The 22978-nt window shown below is 48.0% G+C and carries 22 protein-coding genes; 10 read left to right on the forward strand and 12 right to left on the reverse strand.

The genetic code is table 11. The features are described 5' to 3' along the window. Positions 1-86: 86 nt before the first annotated feature. Positions 87-2399 (reverse strand): ATP-dependent DNA helicase, encoded by a 2313-nt coding sequence (locus tag NLBNIHML_RS15460; protein ID WP_494352229.1) that lies wholly within the window; start codon positions 2397-2399, stop codon positions 87-89. Positions 2400-2600: 201 nt separating this feature from the next. On the opposite strand from NLBNIHML_RS15460, the gene NLBNIHML_RS15465 reads away from it, so the two are divergent. The 3 genes from NLBNIHML_RS15465 to NLBNIHML_RS15475 all read left to right on the forward strand — a co-directional run bounded on the left by NLBNIHML_RS15465 (position 2601) and on the right by NLBNIHML_RS15475 (position 6056). Then, positions 2601-2780: a helix-turn-helix transcriptional regulator gene (locus NLBNIHML_RS15465; protein ID WP_494354715.1), complete on the forward strand. Its 180-nt coding sequence runs from the start codon at positions 2601-2603 to the stop codon at positions 2778-2780. A 624-nt stretch (positions 2781-3404) separates the two neighbouring features. Then, positions 3405-3902: an antibiotic biosynthesis monooxygenase family protein gene (locus NLBNIHML_RS15470; RefSeq protein ID WP_494352230.1), complete on the forward strand. Its 498-nt coding sequence runs from the start codon at positions 3405-3407 to the stop codon at positions 3900-3902. Between the two features lie 171 nt (positions 3903-4073). Further along, on the forward strand, positions 4074-6056 hold the full coding sequence (locus NLBNIHML_RS15475; RefSeq protein WP_494352231.1) for an LTA synthase family protein: 1983 nt from the start codon (positions 4074-4076) through the stop codon (positions 6054-6056). Between the two features lie 92 nt (positions 6057-6148). Here the strand turns inward: NLBNIHML_RS15475 and NLBNIHML_RS15480 are convergent, their stop codons facing one another. The 5 genes from NLBNIHML_RS15480 to cidR all read right to left on the reverse strand — a co-directional run bounded on the left by NLBNIHML_RS15480 (position 6149) and on the right by cidR (position 10238). Next, complete coding sequence (locus NLBNIHML_RS15480; RefSeq protein WP_494352232.1) at positions 6149-6709, reverse strand: hypothetical protein; 561 nt, start codon at positions 6707-6709, stop codon at positions 6149-6151. A gap of 155 nt (positions 6710-6864) precedes the next feature. Then, a complete protein-coding gene (locus NLBNIHML_RS15485; protein WP_339257813.1) occupies positions 6865-7536 on the reverse strand; it encodes a GNAT family N-acetyltransferase in 672 nt (223 codons plus the stop codon). Positions 7537-7629: 93 nt separating this feature from the next. Continuing rightward, on the reverse strand, positions 7630-8304 hold the full coding sequence (locus NLBNIHML_RS15490) for a GNAT family N-acetyltransferase (protein WP_494352233.1): 675 nt from the start codon (positions 8302-8304) through the stop codon (positions 7630-7632). A gap of 80 nt (positions 8305-8384) precedes the next feature. Beyond that, positions 8385-9242, reverse strand: a complete 858-nt coding sequence (locus NLBNIHML_RS15495) for a carbon-nitrogen hydrolase family protein (RefSeq protein WP_494352234.1) — start codon at positions 9240-9242, stop codon at positions 8385-8387. Positions 9243-9353: 111 nt separating this feature from the next. Beyond that, on the reverse strand, positions 9354-10238 hold the full coding sequence (gene cidR, locus NLBNIHML_RS15500; RefSeq protein WP_339238506.1) for a cidABC operon transcriptional activator CidR: 885 nt from the start codon (positions 10236-10238) through the stop codon (positions 9354-9356). Between the two features lie 155 nt (positions 10239-10393). On the opposite strand from cidR, the gene NLBNIHML_RS15505 reads away from it, so the two are divergent. From NLBNIHML_RS15505 to NLBNIHML_RS15525, 5 genes are all read left to right on the forward strand, one after another. Further along, positions 10394-10765 (forward strand): CidA/LrgA family protein, encoded by a 372-nt coding sequence (locus NLBNIHML_RS15505; RefSeq protein WP_017691758.1) that lies wholly within the window; start codon positions 10394-10396, stop codon positions 10763-10765. After that, on the forward strand, positions 10762-11442 hold the full coding sequence (locus tag NLBNIHML_RS15510) for an LrgB family protein (protein WP_339238508.1): 681 nt from the start codon (positions 10762-10764) through the stop codon (positions 11440-11442). Before NLBNIHML_RS15505 ends, NLBNIHML_RS15510 begins: the two co-directional genes overlap by 4 nt. Positions 11443-11547: 105 nt before the next feature. Further along, complete coding sequence (locus NLBNIHML_RS15515; protein ID WP_047840820.1) at positions 11548-12066, forward strand: AbrB/MazE/SpoVT family DNA-binding domain-containing protein; 519 nt, start codon at positions 11548-11550, stop codon at positions 12064-12066. Positions 12067-12193: 127 nt separating this feature from the next. Next, a complete protein-coding gene (locus tag NLBNIHML_RS15520) occupies positions 12194-12889 on the forward strand; it encodes a Crp/Fnr family transcriptional regulator (protein ID WP_494352235.1) in 696 nt (231 codons plus the stop codon). 77 nt (positions 12890-12966) lie between these two features. Next, complete coding sequence (locus tag NLBNIHML_RS15525) at positions 12967-13806, forward strand: DNA alkylation repair protein (RefSeq protein ID WP_494352236.1); 840 nt, start codon at positions 12967-12969, stop codon at positions 13804-13806. A 50-nt stretch (positions 13807-13856) separates the two neighbouring features. Here NLBNIHML_RS15525 and NLBNIHML_RS15530 read toward each other — a convergent pair whose 3' ends face one another. Further along, entirely contained in the window at positions 13857-14237 is a 381-nt protein-coding gene (locus tag NLBNIHML_RS15530; RefSeq protein WP_494352237.1) for a DoxX family protein, read from the reverse strand. A gap of 423 nt (positions 14238-14660) precedes the next feature. On the opposite strand from NLBNIHML_RS15530, the gene NLBNIHML_RS15535 reads away from it, so the two are divergent. Then, the gene (locus NLBNIHML_RS15535; protein ID WP_026081419.1) at positions 14661-14960 is read left to right on the forward strand and encodes a winged helix-turn-helix transcriptional regulator; all 300 of its coding nucleotides are present in this window, start codon (positions 14661-14663) and stop codon (positions 14958-14960) included. Positions 14961-15067: 107 nt separating this feature from the next. Here the strand turns inward: NLBNIHML_RS15535 and NLBNIHML_RS15540 are convergent, their stop codons facing one another. The 5 genes from NLBNIHML_RS15540 to NLBNIHML_RS15560 form a co-directional block, all read right to left on the reverse strand. Then, positions 15068-16072, reverse strand: coding sequence for a Gfo/Idh/MocA family protein (locus tag NLBNIHML_RS15540; protein ID WP_494352238.1), 1005 nt, complete (start codon positions 16070-16072; stop codon positions 15068-15070). Positions 16073-16140: 68 nt separating this feature from the next. Then, positions 16141-17799, reverse strand: coding sequence for a glycerol-3-phosphate dehydrogenase/oxidase (locus NLBNIHML_RS15545; protein WP_445252763.1), 1659 nt, complete (start codon positions 17797-17799; stop codon positions 16141-16143). 397 nt (positions 17800-18196) lie between these two features. Beyond that, the gene (gene glpK, locus NLBNIHML_RS15550; RefSeq protein WP_494352239.1) at positions 18197-19684 is read right to left on the reverse strand and encodes a glycerol kinase GlpK; all 1488 of its coding nucleotides are present in this window, start codon (positions 19682-19684) and stop codon (positions 18197-18199) included. Between the two features lie 28 nt (positions 19685-19712). Then, entirely contained in the window at positions 19713-20282 is a 570-nt protein-coding gene (locus tag NLBNIHML_RS15555) for a glycerol-3-phosphate responsive antiterminator (protein ID WP_339257819.1), read from the reverse strand. Between the two features lie 195 nt (positions 20283-20477). Then, positions 20478-21245: a GTP cyclohydrolase II gene (locus NLBNIHML_RS15560; protein WP_339257820.1), complete on the reverse strand. Its 768-nt coding sequence runs from the start codon at positions 21243-21245 to the stop codon at positions 20478-20480. 321 nt (positions 21246-21566) lie between these two features. Here NLBNIHML_RS15560 and NLBNIHML_RS15565 point away from each other — a divergent pair, with 321 nt between their 5' ends. Then, a complete protein-coding gene (locus tag NLBNIHML_RS15565) occupies positions 21567-22841 on the forward strand; it encodes an ABC transporter substrate-binding protein (protein WP_494352240.1) in 1275 nt (424 codons plus the stop codon). The last annotated feature ends 137 nt before the right edge of the window (positions 22842-22978 follow it).

Raw genomic sequence — 22978 nt, forward strand, 5'->3', positions numbered from 1 at the left:
GTAAGGGAAGAAATTTGAAAAAAAATGTTAAACTCCTTGGTTCCGCATTTGCCTGATTCCATTGGAACTGCTCTGAAGGTGCAATATCAGATTCGTTTATAGTCCCGCCACTCCTCGGGCAGCAGGGAACGGTACGGTTCTTGGATAAAACGATCGTCGACCAGCACCAACACGCCCTTGTCTTCTTCCGTTCGAATCAGCCGTCCACCCGCCTGCAGCACCTTGTTCATTCCCGGGAAAATATAAGCGTAATTAAATCCGTTGCGTCCTGTCCGATCATAATAATCACGTAATACGTTGTTCTCCAAACCAATCTGCGGCAGCCCCGCACCTACCACCACAACGCCATTCAAGCGGTCTCCCGGCAGATCGACACCCTCCGAGAATACACCACCCATAACGGCAAACACCAGTCGTGTTCGTTCAGGATTCGGCTGGAATCCATCCAGAAACTGCTCCCGTTCCAGTTCGTTCATGCCCTGCTTCTGTATGACCGTATCCGCTTCACTTGGAAGCTGTGCATAGGTGTCATAGATCTCGCGCATATAAGGATACGACGGGAAGAACACCATCAGATTACTGCGCGGCCATTCACTTACCAGCTGTTGCAGCATCTCCGCAATGGGGCGCCGGGATTGTTCCCGGTCTTTATAACGAACAGATAAGGGCATGAGTCTCACATCTAGCTGTTCACGCTGAAAGGGTGAGGGAATCTGCAACGTATAATCTTCTTCCTCTGCACCCAGCATATCCCGATAATAGCGAAGAGGTGACAAGGTTGCCGAGAAATGAATGAGGGAGCGGAAGCCTTTGGCCGTCTGACGAAGCAACACCGAAGGATCGAGACAGAATAACTTCACTCGCACTTCACTTCGTACACACTCTGCATACGTAATAAAACGTTCATCATACAGCTTGGCAATACGCAGAAAATTCTGTGCCGTGAAGTAGGCATCGAGCAGCAACTGATCCGTCTCGGCATTCCCCGAGCCACCTTCAACAAGACATTGCTCCGCAACCATGACAAAAGGCTCCAGCCGTTCAATTAGTTCCTCCGGTGCCTCCTGTTGAATGATTTTCCCCTCATCTCCACCATTTTGGCGAAGGGTAATCAGATACTTATCAATGGCCCCGGTGTAGTCAACAATGGCTTTGGCAGCAGGCACACTGCTGTCCAGCGACTGGAACTCCCTTTTCACATCCAGGAACACTGCCTTCTCCAGCTCCGCGGAAAACATCGTTCGCCCACGATCGACCAGATTATGTGCCTCGTCCACCAGTAATACCGTCTTGCGTTTCTGCTCTTCCAACATTCTTTTCAGAGAAATCCGCGGATCAAAAATATAGTTATAATCGCAGATCACCGCATCGGCTGCATATGCCGCATCCAGTGAAAACTCAAACGGACACACCCGATGTTTGCGCGCATACTGCTCAATAACCGGGCGTGTCATTAACGTCTCATGTTCCAGCATGTCCAGCACGGCCCCATTAATACGGTCATAATATCCTTCGCACATGCCACACTGCCCCGTATCACAAGCTTCCTCTTCCTTAAAACATATCTTGTCTTTCGCGGTCAGACTTATGACATGCATCTTCAATCCTTCCGATTGCATCCGGGCAAAAGCTTCTTCTGCCGCCACCCGTGTCGTCGTCCTCGCGGTCAGATAGAACAATCGATTCGCTTCGCCTTCGCCAATGGCTTTGACCGTGGGGAACAGCACGGACATGGTTTTGCCAATACCTGTTGGTGCTTTGGCCATCAATCCCTGACCCTCACGGATCGTTTTGTACACGGCTCCAGCCAACTTCCGCTGCCCCTCCCGGTATTTACGAAAAGGAAACGGCAACTCTCGCACACTGATATCCCGCTTTTCTTCATATGCAGCAATCATCTCTGCATATGGCGCATAACCGGCAATCACTTCTGCTGCAAACTGCTCCAGCTCCTGCCGTTCTGCCATTCGGCGAAACCGTCTTTCTTCATGGGTTACCGAATGCACATACGTCAACTGCACTTGCATACGTGGTTCATCATGCTGAACAGCGTACATGTAGGCATACATCATGGCCTGCGCCCAGTGTACCGGCAATCCTTCTCCCAGATCATCCAGATTGCCCGCAGTCGATTTGATCTCATCCACCGTTAACTGACCTTCCAAGCGGATCAGGCCATCACAGCGCCCTTCCACCACATAGGTCAGATCCCCGTGTTGGATCTCAGTTTCGAGCACGATCTCTTTCAGATCCTCTTCGGTATACTCCTTCTGTACCCGTTGGTGGATTCGAGTCCCCTCCTGCATCGAGGCATTGGTCCGGAACCCTGGACGTATGCTGCCACTGCGGTACACATACTCCACCAAAGGTCTTACCGATATCCGAATTGTTGTTGTCATACGATCACCCGTTCTGTTTGTAGTGATTATACTTTATCATGAAATATGCTTTTGGACACAGCACCACCTCTAAGAAGTGAAAATATTATAAAGAGAGATTGACATTTCACCCTCCCATAAGTAAAGTTAACTTTACGTAAAGCAAACTTTACTTATGGGAGGATATACTTGCAAAATCTAATCAGAGACAAACGAATACATATGCACATCACACAGGAAGAACTGTCTCAACGGCTTAAGGTTTCCAGGCAGACCATCATATCGTTGGAATCCGGAAAGTACAAACCTTCTCTTGTTCTTGCTCACAAGCTTGCCCAATTATTTAGCTGTCAGATCGAGGAATTATTTATTTTTGAAGGAGATGAGAATATTGAGTTCTGAATCACTGAATCGGATGATCGGGATCGGTGGAATTTTAGCTGGTTTGTTATTTGCAATACTCATTATTTTTTTCACAAGGTTGATTGCAAAAAAGCACAACGGACTGGATGAGCGGTACCTCTATTGTATCACGAGAGCAAAAGCCTTCTCCTGGAATGCGACCACTATCAGTCTTGCTCTGGCTTGGATCCTCGTAGTTATGCTAGACGGGATATCGCTCTCCTTTTTCATTATTACTGCAGTGTTTGTCATTCATTGTTTATCTTCTATTGCGGCAAACCTATACTACTCAGCTCGGAATTAGCCCACCTGTCCGATACATGTAACCGATTGGACTCGCACAATCCCATATGCTATCTTGAGTTATATAAGTTGAACTAGTTGATGTTACACTTGCCACTCCGATGACAGAACAACCTTCCGAGCACTGTTATCCCCAGATTTTTTTGATCCCCATTAATGGGAAAATCCAGTGATAGCGTATGCTTCCGATGTAGCTTTCTTACAGAAAGCTTTCAGGTGCACGCTTCGCTTCTTCAGGTTATTTCTGTCCTCTGCGTTCTCGTGTAAACGTATAGTTTAACTTACATGGATTGTATGTATTTATATAAGGAGGCAGCTTCTATGTATATCTATTTGGTTCCTTCACCGATTCCGGATGCACTTGCTGCGTACCCGCATCTCACTTTGCGAAGCGAAGAGCATGTGCGTCTGGCGATTGAATCCGCAGAACGCCTGATGAATATTGAGTCTGATGATAAAGTAGCCGCATATGAAGCTTTCGATGCCGCAGGCTCCTGGACTGGCGGAGGTTACGCTGTTCTCAACAATATCCCTGTCACAGAGGATGGCCGTAATGATTTCGAAGAACGGTTCAAGAACCGTGCCCGCAAGGTAGAAGACGAGCCTGGTTTTGTCGGTATTCGTGTGCTTCGTCCTCTCAAGGATGATACGTATGTCGTACTTACACTGTGGCAGTCCGAGGAACATTTCAAAGGCTGGCAGGAATCCCAATCCTATAGCCACGCTCACCGAAACCGCAGTACAAGCGAAGGGCTGACTGCACAGAAGCCCACCATGTTCCCCAGACCTTCTTATGTCACAACGTACACGATCGAATAACGAATGGGTCGCATCTGGCTTTTATCGCGGTAACCCACGTTTTTTTTCACACCTCTTCCTGCTTGGAAGAGGTTTTTTGCCGTCCATTGTTGAAGGCTTTCATTTTTGACACAGCCATGCTGAGATAGGATAATACTTGTTAAATGAAACTTCGGAAGGGAAGGCGGTACCTTGTCACGCAGTTCACTCACCCGATTTCTAAGCGGACCTTTTATATTCTTTACCATCATCATGATGATCAAAAGCTCACTGGCCTGGATCGTTATCTTCGATGACATCCCTGTCTGGAAACCTCTGCTGACCGAATTGCCGCTCATCTGGATCGGCTTCTGTCTAATTGAGTGGTTTGCTGCCAAGCGGCGGATGTGGATGTACCTTGCCATGGATTTGCTGCTCTCAGGCATTTTCTTTGCAGCCATCATGTACTACAAATATTACGGTGTAATCGTTAACTATCACGCGCTGGCACAGGTGAATCAGGTGACTTCGGTCAAGAGCTGCATGTTCTCTTTGCTTGACCCCTATTATTTGTTTATTTTTGCAGACGTTCTGATCATTGGGGGCATACTCGTTCGTCGTCGGATCAAGCTCGGGAGTACAGAACGCCCGAATCGCATTCCGCTTGAACGACGTGCCAGAAGACAGGTTGCTTCGGTCATTCTGACCCTCTCCTTGATCCTGTGCATGCTCAACATCTACCCCAATCGGGCCAGTATGAGTGAACTTACACAAGCAGAACAGATGGGCATCCTCGGTTACGAGGCGTATACCATCCTGGATCGATCTGATGAACTTGTGCCCGTTGCTCACATTGATCAGGCTGCCATCGACCAACTGAAGCAAACGACTCCACTTCCTGCGATTGTGGAGCAGGGTGCAGCGAGCGGACGCAACGTGATCATGCTGCAGATGGAATCGTTTCAGAACTTTCTGATTGGATTAGAGGTGGATGGACAGGAGATCACGCCTAACCTGAATCAATTGGCTAGACAGAGCCTGTACTTTCCGAACTTTTATCAGCAAGTGGGACAGGGAAATACATCCGATGCCGAATTCGTTGTGAATACTTCGTTCTACACCCCACCGAACGGGGCAGCAACGACTGTATATGCAGATAAAGCGCTGCCGAGTCTACCCAAGCTAATGGCGGCCAACGGATATCAGACAGCCACATTCCATACAAATGATGTCCGATTCTGGAATCGGGATCAGTTATACAAGGCACTTGGATTCGACCAGTATTATGATATTGATTATTTCGGCACACAGGATTCTATCGCCTTCTCGGCCTCGGATGAAGTACTGTATTCCAAAACACTGGATAAGCTAGAGTCCATGCAGTCTTCCGGTGATCCCTTCTATGCCCATATCATCTCCATGTCAGCCCACCACCCGTACACTTTGCCCGAAAATAAGGTGAAGCTGACGCTGCCTGAGCGTTACAAGGATACGTTGCCCGGCGATTATCTGATATCGCAGCACTATGCCGATCAGGCGATTGGACAGTTGATTGCTGGACTGAAGGAACGGGGATTATGGGAAAATAGCGTGTTCGTCTTGTACGGGGATCACCTGGGGCTTCCCATCTACTCACTGGATCGGGATGACAAAGTCCTTATGAAAGAGTTGTATGGCCGGGAGTACACATCAGCAGATATGATTAATATTCCGCTCATAATCTCCGCCCCTGGCGTAACCGCGGGTGTGCAGCTGGAACAGATCGGAGGTCAGGTGGACATTCTGCCAACGATTGCGGGACTCACCGGCGTATCATTGGAGGACCAATTACACTTCGGACAGGATTTGCTGCGTGAAGGCGGGAATCTTCTACCCGAACGATATTACCTTCCTTCCGGGTCGGTTCTAAACGATGCTTCTCTCTTCATACCCGCAAAAGGATACGGGGACGGAACGCATTATTCCCTAGCTGATGCGGGCAGACAGGATACCGGGCAAGAGCAGAAGGCTGTTCCTTCGGAAGAGACGCCTCAGATTTCGGCGGGCAAGGTACCTCCAGCAATCGTTACATCCAGTAACAATGAGGTTTCTTCTTCACGGTTTATAACCAAGGAACAGTATGATCGAGCATTGGATCTTGCACACTTGTCCAACAGTTATTTGAGCCAGCTTCCGGATCGAAAGACTACACAATAATTATTTTTCAATCGAACTCATCATGCGGCGACCTTCCTCTCTTACATAGACGGAATGGTCGCTATTTATCTGTACGGTGCCAGACTGGTTGCCTATCCATTCGTGAGCAGACCATCAAAGAGCCAGTTGCCTTCCTCGGAACGAATGAAATAGAGATCCAATGCACCGTTTCCATCAGACCATACAGTAGCCATATGTAAAATGACCCGATCTGAATCCAGCGGATTAAATCCGCGATACTCCAGATTATTCAGGCTAACGTTTTGCAGAAAAGGTACTTCGTAATCTACCTGATCCCGTTTCGAAATAATGATATTGCTCTGCTGCGATATTTCTATGTTCGGAGAAGACACCGATTCAAGATATGCATAGTCTTTAGATTGCATCGCTGCCATCAGTTTAAACGCAATATTCAGCGTTTCTCTTAAACTTTCTACTTCTTCCCGCTCTTTTGCTTTTTTTTCATCTTTTTCCTTCTGGTTGTTCCGCACCTGCTCCTTCAGCAGTTCGTTTTCCTTCTGAACTTGTTCGATATCTATGGCATCCTTGCGTTCCCTCTGCTGTACATCTGGTAGTGAAGCATCGTCACTTGGAGTGCAGGTTGTTAAAAACAAAGCGAACATCGATATGAACAAAATTCTGCTTTTTCTCATCTAATCCCCTCCTTAAATAAAAATGAAAATAAACATATATCTTCCATATTAATGGTAACATATCCCACACAAATAAAAAGAGGATCTCCTTCGTTCTGAAAAATAAACCAAAAAGACCCGAACCCTGTTAGTCCAGGCTCGGGTCTTTCAACGGATTACAATGGCAACAGCGCAACCGACTTACGAGCAGTCAATTGCTCTACCATGGCAAGCCACTCCTGTGGTTTGTTCGGTAGCACCGCATAATATCGATTCAGGAAATCAGCCACCAGACTGGCTGGCAATTCACTGAGTGACTCATCGCCTGGCATGAAGCACAGATCCAAGCCGCCAACCGCTTCCCCATCCCCTTGCCAGGATGGATGAACGTACGGGAAATCCAGACGCTGGTATCCCAGATGCGACAATACTTCGCGGCGTACATACGGGTCCATCGGCTTGATCCCGCCAAATTCGTGATCCTGACTCAGATATGGGTTATAGATTTCGGCAAACATGCCGAACAATTCCTTCCCGTTGGCTGCCGCGAGCTTCTGCAGATCACGCTTGCGGTGATTGGCCAGGAAACTGCCGATACCCAGACCTTCACGCCCAATAATCGTAAAGTCCGTCATGGCCACATTCCAATCCTCGTAGTAACGGTACTCTGTCGCGCCAACGACTTGTCCCTCGTGCACAGCCACGAATACCCGAATACCTGGATCTTCCAATGGCTCTGCCCAGAGCGGGAAGTCCAGCACTTCTTCCCTTGGGAAGATCTCCTGCATCAGCTTGTGCATTTGGGCAAACAATGGATCGTTAATGGATGTAATACGCGTGAATTCCATGGATAAATGCCTCCTTGATATGAATGTATATTTTAATCATTCGTGTACATAACTCGTTCAAAATTGGGTTTGATCTGTAATGGTGAGCAAATCTTATCGAAATGGATTTCGCCACTCCATCAGGGCAGCATAATTGCAGGACTCCTCGTCATCCAGATAGTCTGCGGTCACGCCAACTGGCATGCGGCCACAACGCAGCAGGAACGATATCACCGGGTCATGCTTCTCTCCCGCGGCCACCTGATCCAGATATTCCTGTGCAGACAGTTGGTCTGCAACCAGATGATAACCTGGCATTCTGCCTGCACCCAGTAACCGATCTATACCCTGTGCAATCACCAGGTGGTACATCGCCTGCATCATCAACTGAGCCAGTCCCCACTTGCGGTACTTCGGACGAACGCAGAGATCAACTATATACAGCGTGTTGCCATCCGGTTGATGGTTACGAATATAGCCGTCATCTGTGACTTCGGACCAGGTATGGCTCGCTGGATGTGCAGGGTCCCACTGCATCCGCAGCGAGGTCATCGATCCGGCCAATTCTCCATCCACTTCAATGCAGATGACCCCTTCCGGGTAATGCTGCACGTGACTGTTGAGCTGCTCGTGACTCCAGAGCAGCTCTTCCGGATAAGGAGGAGGGAAACTCTCCGCCTGAATGCGAACAAGTTCCTCAAAGTCGGCTGCAATGTAATTGCGGACGACTGCTTTTACCCTTTTACCCTTCCGCTCCGGGTCGGTGATCAGCATTTCTTTCCTATACATGTTGCCGGATCGCCCCTTTCCACTGACAAATGAATTCTGATACATGTTCCGATGTCTTGTTCATTAATAAATGGAATTGTCTATTCCCAATCGGTATACAGATCAGTACGGCGGTCACGCCAGGTCGTTACCGATCCACGTTCCCGCACTTCATATAACAAGTCCAGATCCAGATCAGCGGTCACAATCATATCGTTGTTAATCTCACCCTCCGCCAGAATGCCACGTGGCGGGAATGGGATATCATTCGGCGTAATTATTGCGGCTTGTCCATAGTTGGCACGCATGAAGTCAACCGTCGGCAAGTTACCCACCGTTCCGGTTAACACCACATATACCTGATTCTCCACCGCGCGGGCATGACTCGTATAACGCACACGGTAGAATCCATGACGATCGTCCGTACAGGAAGGACAGAAAATCACGTCAGCACCTTTGGCTTTGGCCATGCGTACAATTTCCGGGAACTCAATATCGTAACAGGTCAGCATGGCAATACGACCTTTATTGGTGTCGAACACCTCAAGTCCATCTCCGGGAGCCATATTCCATTCCTGCACTTCAGTTGGCGTTATGTGAATCTTGTCCTGGCGTGCGATGCGACCATCCGGGTAGAACAGGTGAGCTGTATTATACAGCTTTCCCTCACGGCGAATGACGTGGGTTCCCCCGATAACATGCATACCGTACTTGGCAGCAAGTGACGTGAACAGTTGTTCATATTGCTCCGTAAAGTTCGGCAGATCCTCAATGGTCAATGCATTACCTTGTTCGTCTCCAATGGACATTAGTTGCGTTGTGAAAAATTCCGGGAACAGCACAAATTCGGTTCCGTATTCACTCGCTGTCCGTATATAATGCTCCGCCTGTGCGGCGAACTGCTCAAACGAGCTAATTGTGTGCAATTGGTATTGTACAGCGGATACCCGCAGTTTCATGTTCGTACACCTCCACCATCATTATGCTTCCATTGTAACAACGATCCTGATTCAACAAAAGAGTATTTACACTGGGTACTACAACGACAGAATACCTTCCAATCGCTTCCCTCACTCACCCAGCATCGACTGTGTGAATCCGATCCATTCTCTCGTGGCAAAAGACAGATAACGGTCCTTCCGCCAGATCATGCCGAGCTGCCATGGAATCACCGGTTCCACCACGGGTATAATGCGCACGCGCATGTGGTCCACCTCACGACAGATCGTTTCCGGCAGTAAAGCTACACCCAGATTGGCGGCAACCATTGCGCTGAGCAGATCCCACTGAGAGCTCTCATACACCACCCTGGGCTGGAACCCCGCATGCTGGCAGGCCACAATAATCCGGTCATGCAACGCAAAATCCTCCCGAAACAACACAAAGGCGTCGTTTTCGAGTTCATGCAGCGCAACCGAATCTTTACCCGCAAGTGGATGTGAAGGATGCACAAGCAGATTCAATTTCTCTTTCACAAAGACAAAATGATCCAACAGTTCGTCCACGGTTGGCAGAACGGCAACGCCAATATCCAGTGCACCGCTAATCACATCGGCCTCCACTTTTTTGGCACCATCCTCAAATAGCTGAATGGTCACCTGCGGGTAGGCTTTGTGGAATTCACCAATGATCATGGGGAAAAAGCTGGACCCCACCATCGGCGGCAGGCCAATCCGCAGGTGACCTTTCTTCAGATTCATCAAGTCGTCCAGTTCGGATGACAGATTGCGGAATGATTTTTCAATCTCAAGCGCCTGTCGGAAAAACACATGGCCTGCATCGGTTAATTCCACCTTTTTGCCATAACGGTCCAGTAGCGTGATCCCCAACTCCTCTTCAAGACTCTTGACCGTCTTGCTGATGGTAGGCTGGGTGATATACAGCACTTCAGCTGCTTTGGTGAAGCTTTGTTGTCGGGCAACTTCCAGAAAATATTGCAAATGGCGGATATCCATCTGTTGATCTCCACCTCTCATAGACAAATGGAATAGTAAACATTCTTAATATGCATTTTACTCATGAAAGAATGCCATGTAAAATTTATGATATCAAATGAAACATTTTCAAAAAAAATTAAACGATTACGTTGATGATACAAGGAGGGATTGAAGTGAAAAAATGGGGCCTTGGTATTGCACAGGTTGCGCTCTTAATGGTTTTTTCACTGCTTATGGACCTGCTGGCCCGTACTCTCCATCTTCCTGTACCGGGTTCGATTCTCGGTATGGTCGTGCTATTCATTCTGCTTCAGACTCGTGTCGTAAAGCTGCGCTGGATTGAAGTTGGAGCTGCATGGCTGCTCGGAGAACTACTATTATTTTTCATCCCGTCAGCCGTTGGCATCATGAACTATATGCCCATGTTGGAGCATGACGGATTGCAGATTTTATTCATCGTACTACTTAGCACTTTCCTGGTCATGTCCTGCACAGGACTCGTTGCTACACGAATTGCGAAACGAAAGGAGCGTCACACTGGATGATTGGATTCCTCTGCCTGTTGTTAACCGTCGGGATCTATGCGGTAGCCAAACGAATGTATCGCAACCTGCCAAAAGTGTATCTGTCTCCGTTGCTCATTACGCCGCTTCTTGTCGTTGGCGTATTGCTCGCAACCGGAACGGATTATACCACGTATAGCAGTGGTGGCAAATGGCTGAGTCTGTTGCTTCAACCGGCCACCGTGGCTTTTGCTGTGCCGCTTTATACTTTTTTCCATGTACTCAAAAAACATATCTCCGAGATTGTCTTCAGTGTCATGACCGGATCGGTGGTTGCCGTGCTGTCTTCTGCCCTGCTTGCCAAATGGCTGCAACTGGATTCAGGACTGATCCATAGCTTGATCCCACGTTCTATCACCACCCCAATTGCCATGAACGTCTCCGCTACAATCGGCGGTATTCCTGCGGTGACAGCTGTTTTCGTTATTATGACCGGCCTGCTCGGGGTGATTATGGGACCTTCTATCGTCAAGATGCTGCGCATCGATGGGGAAATTGCACGAGGCACACTGTTTGGAACCGGTGCCCATGGCACAGGAACATCCAAAGCGTTTGAACTGAGTTCCCTGACAGGTACCATCTCCAGCATCTCCATGGTGCTCGCCGCATTATTCACTTTAGCCGTTGCACCGATCCTTTCCAAACTTATTTTCCCATAATAGATGGAATTATCCCACTTTTTTGAAATATTATTGTTGTATTAAAGCCCTTTCTTCCTTACAATAAGGACAGGTTTTAATTGTGAATATTGCGGGGGAGATGCGATGAAAAGAACCGGAATGAAGAGATCTCTGGACCGTCTTGGACGAATTGTCCTTCCCAAAGAAATGCGGGATACGATGGAAATCCATATCGGCGATCCGCTTGAGTTTTTCATTGAAGGGAAAGAGTTGATTTTGAGAAAGTACAAATCAACATTATGTATTTTTTGCGGTGATGTAGATACGGAAATGTATTTCAAAGAACAATTCATCTGCCGGACTTGTGCAATTCAATTAAAACACCCGGATGACTCTCCCGACTGGTTCGTACCTCAGAACAAACAGGCTCCTGCACCCGTGGAGCGTCCTGCTTCCAAATCCGCCCCTGTCTCATCTCCCGCTAGGGAAGAAGGGACCACAGCTGACAACCAAGAATATCCGGATTTGCGGCCGAAAACGGCACGCATGCTGCAACAAATGAAAGAAATTGTTGAACAGAATCCAGGTTTGGCTCAACAGCAAATTGCGGAAAAGCTTGGCATCAGCCAAGGACGCGTCTCTCAATTAAAAAAGTTACTATAATTAAAATGGCATTCGATCATTTATAGTCAGAAGACCTTCCGATGCCGGAAGTCCCGCTGCAAGAGAACCCGTTGTTTTTCGTGGGTTCTTCTTTTTTTATTTTCATAATGTTATGGGAAGGAATGCTATGGATAAAATTCTGTATTTATCACAATTCGACCTGCTGTCCTCCTTGTCCGAGGCCGACCTGATTGAAATGGATGAGATGACTTCTATCACAACCTTACCTAAAGACAGTCAGATCCAGACACCGGATACATTTACGGAAGGTTTCTATTTTGTAAAACGGGGAAAGGTTCGTTTATATACATTGAACCCGGAGGGCAAGCAGTTCACGCTTGATATGTTGACGGAAGGTAACGTGTTTGGAGAGATGAATGGAATCTCACTCGGAACACGTGCCGTTTATATCGAAACGATGGAGGAATGTGATATTTGCCTGATGAACAAACCGCGTTTTGAACAGTTTCTGATTGGGCATCCGGAATTTATGATGAGAATGATGAACATACTAAGTGAGCGGATCAAGCGAATGAGCGAGTTGACACAGACGCTTGCACTCGGTACCCTGCACGAAAAGGTGATACATAATCTCTTCCGGCTGGCTGAACAGATGGGATGCATCGAAGAAGAGGAGTTCTGCAAGATTCAACTGGCACTTACGCATCAGGAGATTGCTTGGATGGCGGGAGCCACGCGGGAATCGGTCACCGTTGCTATGCAAGAGTTAGCAAGAGCAGGCCGTATTCGTACCGGATTCAAATCAGTCTCCCTTCATCGTGACGAAATCGCTACCCTTCGAAAAATCACTGCACAGTTGTAAGATGCCTTACATCCCTGTTCTCCGGCAAGTTGTATTGTATAACGCATGAGTCTATACAACCAAGGAGGAGTATACCGTTGGATGCTAAGTCAGATCTGTTTATCCCTGAAGACATTCTTCTTCGCAAAGGCGCCCGTAAAGCTGCGGAAATCCCGGAGCATATCCGCAATGGGCTACAAGCAGGACATATTGAGTCGGTCAATCTGACCGAATGGCTGGCAGTAGATCATATTTCTCTTTTTGAGAGGGTTACCCATGAATGGGGAATGGATGCCGAAACCGGAGCAATTACTGCACAGTTAAGACAGATGAATGAACAGCGAATTATGAAAATCATCCCGGCCATAGCTATGCAATGGCTTAATCTGTTGAATTGTCTAACCATGAATGAACATCCCAATCTCTTGCGTTCCATTGCAGAACATCGTTCAGACAGTATTCGCTGCTGGGCGGCTTATATCATTGGGTTGGATTCCCGGCTCAACCTGACTGAAAAGTTGGAGCGTATTCGCCCCTTTGCAGCAGATCATCACTTTGGTGTAAGGGAAATTGCCTGGATGGCGGTACGGGAGCCCATCTCTGCCGATTTATCCTCCGCTTTGCACGATTTGATCCCATGGAGCGTTGACCCTGATCCACTGATCCGTCGGTTTGCCATAGAATGCATCAGACCTCGTGGCGTATGGGCCAAACATATTCCGGAGTTAAAAGAAAACCCGGCTATGGCCCTTCCCTTGCTTGACGCGGTGAAATCGGATGCTCATAAGTATGTACAGGATTCGGTAAGCAACTGGCTGAACGATGCCGGCAAAACAAATCCCGAGTGGGTCCGGCAGGTCTGTGACACTTGGATTCAGCAGTCCGATACCAAACATACACTGCGAATTATCACACGTGCCAAACGAAGTCTTACATAAGAAGATGACCACCGCTTATTGGCAGTGGTCATCTTCTTGCTGTCTCTCAATTATGCCTGAATCGCATCCATCCGGCCTTCTTCTTCCGCTTCCAATCTGCGCATGCCCACAATCAGGACAATAATGTTAGCTACCAACAACACAGCCGGGAATGGAACCGCAGCATATTGTGCATAGATCAGATGGCTTCCCACGGCTCCAATCAGAATGAATGTCAGTATGCCTGAAGCCAGGATACGAGTCCGTGGAATCAGCAGTCCGACTGCGCTAAGCAACTCGGCAGCGCCAAGCAGATACATGGTCCATGTTGGATAAGAGAAACTCTCGAATGTCTGAACCATCATGTCTGCTCCAGTAATTTTATTAAACCCCGTCATGACGAACACACCCGCAAGAATAACCAGAAAAATATAACCCAAAATTTTGTTCATATGTAGATCCTCCTGTGACAAATTATATGTTCCTACTATGTAATGAATATTTTTGCTGTACATTGTAAAAAAAATCTATGTAAAAGTTCCCAAAGGGTCACTCTGTTTTCAAGCGTTTAGCCCAGTTCCATTTTCAAAATAGTACGTGTTCATATTATACGTATTATTTATCACCAACTTACTTTTATGAAGTTAGTATATATTAATAATATAATTTCTTCAAGTAATTTCTCACCATATGATGTATAATACATACAAAAGGTATGTTACAGTATATTTTGTAGTAACCCTCATTTACTTGAATGTTCTACCATTCCAAAAGTGGCAGAAACCATGTCCTTTCATATACAACTGTGAAGAAAATGATCATGAAGCGAGGTGAATAAGTTGAAACTGAGAAAAGTAAAAGCACCAAGTCCCTGTATGATTACTCAGGCGATAGACATTATAGGCAAGAAATGGGTACTGTTGATCATGTACCAACTGTTGTCCGGACCCAAACGGTTCACGGAGCTTGAAGCAGAGATGGCGATCAGTGGACGACTTTTATCGGAGAGATTGAAGGAAATGGAGACGGAAGGCATTGTAACCCGGCACATGTTTCCGGAGATTCCTCCTCGTGTAGAGTATGAATTAACACCCAAAGGCAGAGCGATTGAACCTGTCATTGATCAGATCTACAGCTGGTCTTCCGACTGGTTGAAACAGCAGAAATCCGAGTAATTTGAATGCCGATCCATTCATGTCCGCTCGACACAAATACGCCTGAATCAGGCTGATCTACCGATCAGTTTCTGATTCAGGCGTATTTATATTACGTTCAACCTTGATTAATGAGAGAGATGCTTTGAGGGCTGAAGCTTGACAGGCAGACCGGAATCAGCCGATGCCAACGCCGCCGTCGTAATCTCCTGTGTACGGCAGGCATCCGCATAATCGGACAGGATTCGTGAACGGTCCCCGGTACGCAGGGCATGAATGAACGCTTCATTCTCACGCTCGTATGGATTAGGTCCTGCCGAAATCTCCAGTCCTGCCATCGCATGTGTTGCGGCACTTGGCAGAAGCAAACGTTCCGGTGTCCAGTCCCACACACCTGCATCCGTGTAGAATTGGAGTCCTGCGCCGCCCTCTCCGTCTGGCAACAGACAGGTATTGGCGATGCTTGCAATCGCTCCACTTTCCAGCTTGAGCGTCACATTCGCCACATCAGCAACGCTGACATTTTCATGTTTCTCATGCATGCTTCGCTGAGCTGCTACAGCATATACCTCTGTAACTTCTCCTGCCCAATACCGAAGCAAGTCTACAATATGTGTAGTCTGCTCTACGAATTGTCCTCCAGAACCATCCTGACGCCGCCACCAGGCAACCCCTGGCATTCCGCCCATCCAGCGGCCAAGAGCCATGCCAACAGTCTGTTCTTTCATCGCTTGTTGCATTACTTGAGCAGCCTCCTGATAACGGAAATGGTATCCGACAGAGGTTAACAATCCGCTCTTCTGCACCTGATCCAACACCTGACGTGGCACGTCCATTCCGGTGCTCAATGGTTTCTCCACCAGGAATGGAATACCCCGGCGGATTAATTCGGACTCTATCGATCCGTGAGACATCGGAGGCACACAGATATATACCGCATCCAACTTCTCACCATCCAGCATATGTTCAAGTTCCCCGTAACCAACAGCATCATATACGGAGGCCATGGCCTCTGCCTTTTCCAACGTTGTTCCACAGACACTCGCGACACGAACACCTTCCATTCGTGCGAGAATATCCGCGTGCACCTTACTGAACCAGCCTGTTCCAATGATTCCGATCTGTAATGTCATGGATGTAATCCCCTCTCTATGTTACACGCTTACATGTTCCATTCGACTCTCGGCCTTGAAATCCTGCCTTAGATTTTGCCGGATGCTTCCAGCAACAGCTGATTCAGTTCCTGTGTGTGCTTGAACGTTTGCTCTTCCGACCAGTTCAAACAATCGGCCATATACGAGATAACCGCTGTTTTATAGCGACGTACTTCATCAATGCGGAAGAATAAATGACCTGTTCTTCGTACCAAAAAGTCAGACGGGGTTACAGCCATCTCTTCATCAATCGCGTAACGCAGCATCAACAGTAGCTCCTGTGGCATGCCATGGAGCTCAGCCTTGGTGCGGGGATCAGGCATTCGCTCATACAGTGCTTTTACATTGGAACCATACGTGCGAACCAGCCGCTCTGCGGCAGGCCGAGTAAGCCCCAAAGCGACACCATCCTTGATCTTGCGCTCCGCATACGATACAAATCCAGCCGAACCGCCTACGTCACCGCCGGAGATGGGCATCTTCTTCGTTACGCATGGGCCTATGTTATGTCCACTCTCCTGCTCCATCTGGCGTGCGACCAGATCAACGACCATCTCGGCCATTTTACGGTATCCGGTCAATTTGCCCCCGGCAATCGTAATCAGATTGGAATCAGAGACCCAGACTTCATCTTTACGTGAGATTTCGGAGGGATTCTTGCCTTCCTCATGAATAAGTGGACGCACACCCGCCCATCCGGATTCCACGTCTTCGATACCAATGTGTACATCTGGAAACATGCCATTGATTGCATCAATTACATAATCTCGATCCGATTCGGAGATTTGCGGGTGTGCAGGATCGTCCTGATATACGGTGTCGGTTGTTCCGACATAGGTTTTGCCATCACGTGGGACAGCAAACACCATTCGACCATCTGGTGTATCAAAATAGACTGCCTGCCTCAATGGGAATCGTTCACCATCAAAGACCAGATGAATGCCTTTGGTCATCTGCAGCGTTTTCCCCTGGCGCGAGCCATCCAATTCCCGCAGACCGTCCACCCATGGACCGGAAGCGTTGATCACCTTGCTTGCTTTCAGCGTATAATTCTGCCCATTGATCTGATCGATGGCCTGAATACCTGTAATTTGGCCATCCTCCTTCAGAAAACCCGTCGCCTTGACATAGTTCACTGCCTGTGCCCCGCGTTTGACAGCTTCTTTCAACACTTCAATGGTGAGGCGGGCATCGTCAGTCCGGTACTCCACATAGAGTCCACCACCCAATAACCCCTGTTTGCGCAATAAAGGTTCACAATCTGACACCGCTCCAGCATTCAACATTTGGCGTCGTTCACTGCGCTTCACCCCGGCGAGCCGATCATACACCATCAGTCCAATGGATGTGCTGAATCGGCCGAACGTACCTGCCGTGTAGATCGGTAACAACATCGGTTCCGGTGTTGTCACATGTGGCCCATTTTCATAAACGATAGCCCGCTCCCGTCCTACCTCAGCAACCATCTTCACTTCATATTGTTTCAAATATCGCAATCCGCCATGGACCAGTTTGGTCGAACGACTGGATGTACCCGCTGCAAAATCCTGCATTTCTACAAGTGCTGTCTTCAATCCGCGTGAAACTGCATCCAATGCAATCCCTGCGCCTGTAATCCCACCGCCAATAATCAATATGTCAAAATGTGCATTCGCCATGCCTCGCAAATATTCGGTCCGGTGTGCTGAAGAGAACGTTTCTGTCATTCCTGAACCTCCCATTGATTTCCTTAATGTTTCCGTAAAAAAACAAAAAAAGGACCACGTCATTCGCTCAGCAATTGCTGAGCGGCACGTGGTCCCTCCCGATCTCCAGACATCATTTTTTAACTTGTGCCTTTATCCTATCACAGATTTTTCACGGCGTGAAGTCCTGAAATGACACATTATTCAAAAAATATTCAAAAACCTGTTCTACCAAAGGATGGAATTTCAAATGAATCCACTAACCTCGATTTTTTCCTTATAGTGGGTTTACGTTTCGGCATCTCCAGGAAGAATAACCCTGTAAATCATGCATCATTTTCCACCAGTAAATATCATTTATAACATATGTTTAGTTAAAAAGTACAAATACCCACAATGAGATATATTTTATTTCTTTTTATTTAAAAGCCATCGCCGCTTTCACTGCTCGCTTCCAGCCTGCATACAGTTCTGTCCGCTGATGCTCCGCCATAACAGGCTGGAAGACACGCTCCGTATTTTCATGATCGGTCAATTCATCCGCACTCGTCCAATATCCAACCGCCAATCCTGCCAGATAAGCCGCACCCAATGCCGTCGTTTCATTCACCGTTGGGCGTTCGACAGGAATGCCTAGAATATCACTTTGGAATTGCATGAGAAAATCATTCGCTGCCGCTCCCCCATCCACACGCAGAGCATGCACGGGGATACCCGAGTCGGATTCCATGGCCTCCAGTACATCTTTGGTCTGGTATGCCAACGCTTCAAGCGTAGCACGGATGAAGTGTTCCTTCGTCGTGCCTCGGGTCAGGCCAAACACCGCACCCTTAACCTCGCTATCCCAATACGGACTGCCCAGCCCCACAAAAGCAGGTACCATATATACGCCGTCCGTTGAAGGCACGCGCGAGGCGTAGTCCTCACTGTCTTTGGAGGATCGAAGCATCCTTAATCCGTCACGCAGCCACTGAACCGCTGAACCAGCAACAAAAATACTGCCTTCAAGCGCATATTCAACCTTGCCATTCATCCCCCAGGCAATGGTTGTAATCAGTCCGTGATCGGATTGTACCGGGTTCTCTCCCGTATTCATGAGCATGAAACATCCGGTACCATATGTATTTTTCATACTGCCCTTGGTGTAACATCCCTGACCAAACATCGCTGCCTGCTGATCTCCTGCCGCTCCAGCAATCGGAACCCGATGACCGAAGAAATGATAGTCTGTCGTGTGTGCATATACCTCGGATGAACCTCGCACTTCTGGCAGCATGGCCTTAGGAATGTCGAGGATCTCCAACAATTCGTCATCCCATTGCAGATCATAGATGTTGTACATCAGAGTACGTGAGGCATTGGATATATCCGTGACATGTGTCCCCCCGCTTAGTTTCCAGATCAGCCAGCTATCAATCGTGCCAAACAGTAATTCCCCCTTCTCTGCCCGCTCCCGGGCGCCAGGAACATGATCCAGGATCCATTTGACCTTCGTTCCCGAGAAATAGGGATCGATCAGTAATCCTGTTTTGCTGCGGAAAAGGTCCCCCAGACCTTGCATCTTCAATTCTTCACAGATATCTGCAGTCTGTCTGGACTGCCATACCACTGCATTATAGATCGGTCTGCCTGTTACTTTGTCCCATACCACCACAGTCTCCCGCTGATTGGTAATTCCAATTCCCGCAATCTGGATCGGTTTGATGCCGCTCTCTGCCAGACATGAAGCCATCACGGCAAGAATGGAACTCCAGATTTCGTTGGCATTCTGCTCCACCCAGCCCGGCTTGGGGAAATACTGAGGGAATTCCTGCTGTGCAATGTGCACGATCTCTCCTCCACGGTTAAACAGAATAGCTCGGGAGCTTGTCGTTCCCTGATCCAGAGCCAATATATACTTTTCCATACAGATAACCTCCTGTTGTGGGTTCTTTTTAGGGTGTAAGCGATTTCTCAAAGTGTCGGATCAAATCTGCATTGGATGTGGTCACTGCCGTAGCCCCGACACCAAGCGCAAGTTCAACCTCTTCCGGTGATCGAATCAATCCCCCTGCAATAATAGGGATACCGGTACGCACAGACACTTCCGCAATAATATGCGGAATGACACCAGGTAATACTTCAATATAATCCGGTTGAGTTTTGGCCAGTAACAGATAACTTTTCTCCAGGGCGTGGGTGTCCAGCAGAAAAATACGCTGAATAGCTGTAATCCCTTTCTGCTTCGCTTTCTGAATGACACTTGCACGTGTAGAGATCAGTCCTGCCGGACGAATGTGCTGACACAGATACTCTGCCGCATACTCATCATTCTTCAATCCCTGTACCAAATCTGCATGCAAAAGTATTTTCTTGTCGTACCGCTTCGCCTCGTCCATCACACTCTGAAGCTGAGCAATATGGGTTTCCAGCATCACCCCATAGGTATAAGGGCCTTCAATCATCGCTTCAAACTGCTTCATGCTCTTCGCAGCTGGCAATATACGTTGTCCCTCAAATGGCACCTTCGTTCCTCCCGCATTCATCAGATGCCTATATTGTATAATCCGTCCAGTGAGAACGGCAAGCCATTCCGTAAATCAGGAAATCTGGTTGCTTGCCGGCTATCAAGATCGCACCAAAAAGCCGTTGCTGTATTTCTCCTTAATGGAGAGTACAACAACGGCTCCCAGTTAATCGTGCCCTTTAATGAATTATCATTAAGCCTGTGCATGCGGAAGCAGCGTATCTGCCCCAGCCCAGCCATCATTTTCTGCCAAGTGACCGGAACGGTTCACTTTGGTCTGCAGATATTTCTCGTTGAACGCAGAGCGATCGCCCCACAGTGGGACACGTCCGCCCACATTCAATCCCGCTTCCTGCAAGGCAGCCAGCTTCCGTGGATTGTTGGTGATCAATGTAACGGGTGCGGAACGAAGCGCACGTAACACAGCAATCGCATCGTCATAATTACGAGCGTCGTCCGTGAATCCAAGCTGCAAGTTCGCATCTACCGTATCCAGACCCTCCTCTTGCAAAATGTACGCCATCGCTTTGCTGAACAGACCGATACCACGGCCTTCATGGTTCGCAAGATAGAACAGGGCACCTGCTCCGTGAGCGGCGATCATCTTCATGGATTGCTCCAACTGAAAACCGCAATCACAGCGTTTGCTGCCAAAGATATCGCCTGTATGACAGATGCTGTGCATCCGAATTAATGCTTCTTGCGCTTCGGCAAAATCACCATACACCAGAACACTGGATTGTTGGCGCTCTGCCAGTTCAGCAGCAGCGAGAGATTCAATTAACTCGCCGCTCTCCATCGCTTTGTCCGATTTCATCCAGCTATACCACTGAAATGTCTTGGTCTCCCCATCCAGGTTAACCGGAAGCTTGATCGGTCCCACCAGGTATATAAACTCTTTTCCACTCGGAAAAGTCTGAATTTTGGGGGCAAGCAGTTGAATAATATGTGAATTGATCATTGTCGTTCCTCCTGTTTAGGCCACTGTCTGTTGATTGATTCGCATCTAGAGCGAAAATGGATCACTCAGATGTTATATAGTAGGTATCTATATTATTCTCATCATCATTAGTTACTTTATGTAAGTTAGTTTAGAATAAAAATTATATTGTGTCAAGTAACTTTTATTTTTAAAGTAACTACCCAATTTATGTTACGCAATGGACACAAATATGTGTTTCATTTCAGGAATATTGGGTATGACTTAATAAACTGCTCATACACTAATGTTGTAGTACAAAGCACTTCATGCCTCGAACTTAACGATGAGGGGGTAATACACATGATCCGCCGGAAAAGAACATGCTGGACAGCCATACTGATGGTCTGCGTCCTGCTCATAAGCGGATGCTCCATCTGGCCCGGACAGGACGATTCAGCGAACAACAAAAAGGTAACGCTTACATTATGGTACTGGAACCGTTCCATTGATGATAAGTTGATTGCCAGGGCTAAAGAAAAGTTCCCCAATATCGAACTGACAGCTCAGAAAATCGGCGGTGATTTCAAAGCAAAGCTCAAAACAACACTCGCTGCACGCTCAGGTGAGCCAGACATTGTTGCACTGAACGACTGGATCATGGAGCTATTCCCCAGTGAGGACCGTTTCTATAATCTGTATGATCTTGGTGCAGGAGATATTGAAGACCAATATCTGCCGTGGAAGTGGAAGCAAGGCGTGACGCCAAATGGACAGATGATCGGTTTCCCCATGGATACGGGACCGACAGCCCTCTTCTACCGGGAAGATCTGTTTAAGGAGGCCGGATTGCCGTCTGATCCTGAAGACGTTACACGTCAGATCAACAGCTGGGAAGCTTATGCTGCTGCCGGAGAGAAGATCAAGGAAAAATTCGGAGGCAAGGTATTTCTGACCGACAATATTGCAACCGTTTACAATCAAGTCTTATCACAGGCTGCCGAACGTTATTTCCGCCCGGATGGGTCCTTTATCGGTATGGATTCCCCTACTGTGCGCAAGAGCTGGGATACGGCCGTTGCATTTAAAGAGAAAGGCTTGCTTGCCAATGCAGATGGCTGGACTCCGGGCTGGAACGCAGCGATGAATAACGGTGAAGTCGCCTCGTTCGTGGGTGCTGTCTGGATGAAGCAAGTACTTCAGGAAGCTGCACCGGATACATCCGGAAAGTGGCGAGTAGCTCGGGCTCCGGGAGGGGATGGCAACAACGGAGGATCATTCCTGTCTATCCTGAAGTCGAGTGAACATCCTCAGGAAGCCTTTGAACTGGTTCGCTGGCTGCAAAGTCCCGAGAATCAGTTGGAGCAATATCAGACATTGAACCTGTTCCCTTCTGCACCAGGTGTATTTGACGACTCTGCCATGACAGAGAAGGAACCCTTCTTCGGTGGGCAAGCGACCGGCCCTGTATTTGCCGACTCGGCACAGCAAGTACCGGATGCTTTTTTTGGTGAAAGATACCCCTCTGTACACAACATTATTACGCGAAGGCTGAATGATATCGCGAAGCAAAATGCCAATCCACAGCAGGTTTGGACGGATACGGTACACCGCGTTGAGCGGGAATTGCAGCGGTGAGTATAAAATACAGCGTTATCCTGATTACTGGTCCTGGTTTTATGTGGTCTTGTTATCCGCAAAGGAGGAATTCATATGGCTGTAACTGAACCTCGTCTTACGCCCGATCCTGGCAATACCAGACCTGATCTGGATCG

Source organism: Paenibacillus sp. JNU01 (assembly GCF_059130585.1).

What these genes read in the sequence shown, in the direction of transcription:
- NLBNIHML_RS15530 (WP_494352237.1), bottom strand. Translation starts at nt 14,237, where the DNA reads ATGAACAAAATTTTGGGTTATATTTTTCTGGTTATTCTTGCGGGTGTG.
- cidR (WP_339238506.1), bottom strand. Translation starts at nt 10,238, where the DNA reads ATGGATATCCGCCATTTGCAATATTTTCTGGAAGTTGCCCGACAACAA.
- NLBNIHML_RS15540 (WP_494352238.1), bottom strand. Translation starts at nt 16,072, where the DNA reads ATGACATTACAGATCGGAATCATTGGAACAGGCTGGTTCAGTAAGGTG.
- NLBNIHML_RS15510 (WP_339238508.1), top strand. Translation starts at nt 10,762, where the DNA reads ATGATTGGATTCCTCTGCCTGTTGTTAACCGTCGGGATCTATGCGGTA.
- NLBNIHML_RS15565 (WP_494352240.1), top strand. Translation starts at nt 21,567, where the DNA reads ATGATCCGCCGGAAAAGAACATGCTGGACAGCCATACTGATGGTCTGC.
- NLBNIHML_RS15520 (WP_494352235.1), top strand. Translation starts at nt 12,194, where the DNA reads ATGGATAAAATTCTGTATTTATCACAATTCGACCTGCTGTCCTCCTTG.
- glpK (WP_494352239.1), bottom strand. Translation starts at nt 19,684, where the DNA reads ATGGAAAAGTATATATTGGCTCTGGATCAGGGAACGACAAGCTCCCGA.
- NLBNIHML_RS15480 (WP_494352232.1), bottom strand. Translation starts at nt 6,709, where the DNA reads ATGAGAAAAAGCAGAATTTTGTTCATATCGATGTTCGCTTTGTTTTTA.
- NLBNIHML_RS15560 (WP_339257820.1), bottom strand. Translation starts at nt 21,245, where the DNA reads ATGATCAATTCACATATTATTCAACTGCTTGCCCCCAAAATTCAGACT.
- NLBNIHML_RS15465 (WP_494354715.1), top strand. Translation starts at nt 2,601, where the DNA reads ATGCACATCACACAGGAAGAACTGTCTCAACGGCTTAAGGTTTCCAGG.
- NLBNIHML_RS15460 (WP_494352229.1), bottom strand. Translation starts at nt 2,399, where the DNA reads ATGACAACAACAATTCGGATATCGGTAAGACCTTTGGTGGAGTATGTG.
- NLBNIHML_RS15495 (WP_494352234.1), bottom strand. Translation starts at nt 9,242, where the DNA reads ATGAAACTGCGGGTATCCGCTGTACAATACCAATTGCACACAATTAGC.
- NLBNIHML_RS15515 (WP_047840820.1), top strand. Translation starts at nt 11,548, where the DNA reads ATGAAAAGAACCGGAATGAAGAGATCTCTGGACCGTCTTGGACGAATT.
- NLBNIHML_RS15535 (WP_026081419.1), top strand. Translation starts at nt 14,661, where the DNA reads ATGATTACTCAGGCGATAGACATTATAGGCAAGAAATGGGTACTGTTG.
- NLBNIHML_RS15470 (WP_494352230.1), top strand. Translation starts at nt 3,405, where the DNA reads ATGTATATCTATTTGGTTCCTTCACCGATTCCGGATGCACTTGCTGCG.
- NLBNIHML_RS15485 (WP_339257813.1), bottom strand. Translation starts at nt 7,536, where the DNA reads ATGGAATTCACGCGTATTACATCCATTAACGATCCATTGTTTGCCCAA.
- NLBNIHML_RS15545 (WP_445252763.1), bottom strand. Translation starts at nt 17,799, where the DNA reads ATGACAGAAACGTTCTCTTCAGCACACCGGACCGAATATTTGCGAGGC.
- NLBNIHML_RS15490 (WP_494352233.1), bottom strand. Translation starts at nt 8,304, where the DNA reads ATGTATAGGAAAGAAATGCTGATCACCGACCCGGAGCGGAAGGGTAAA.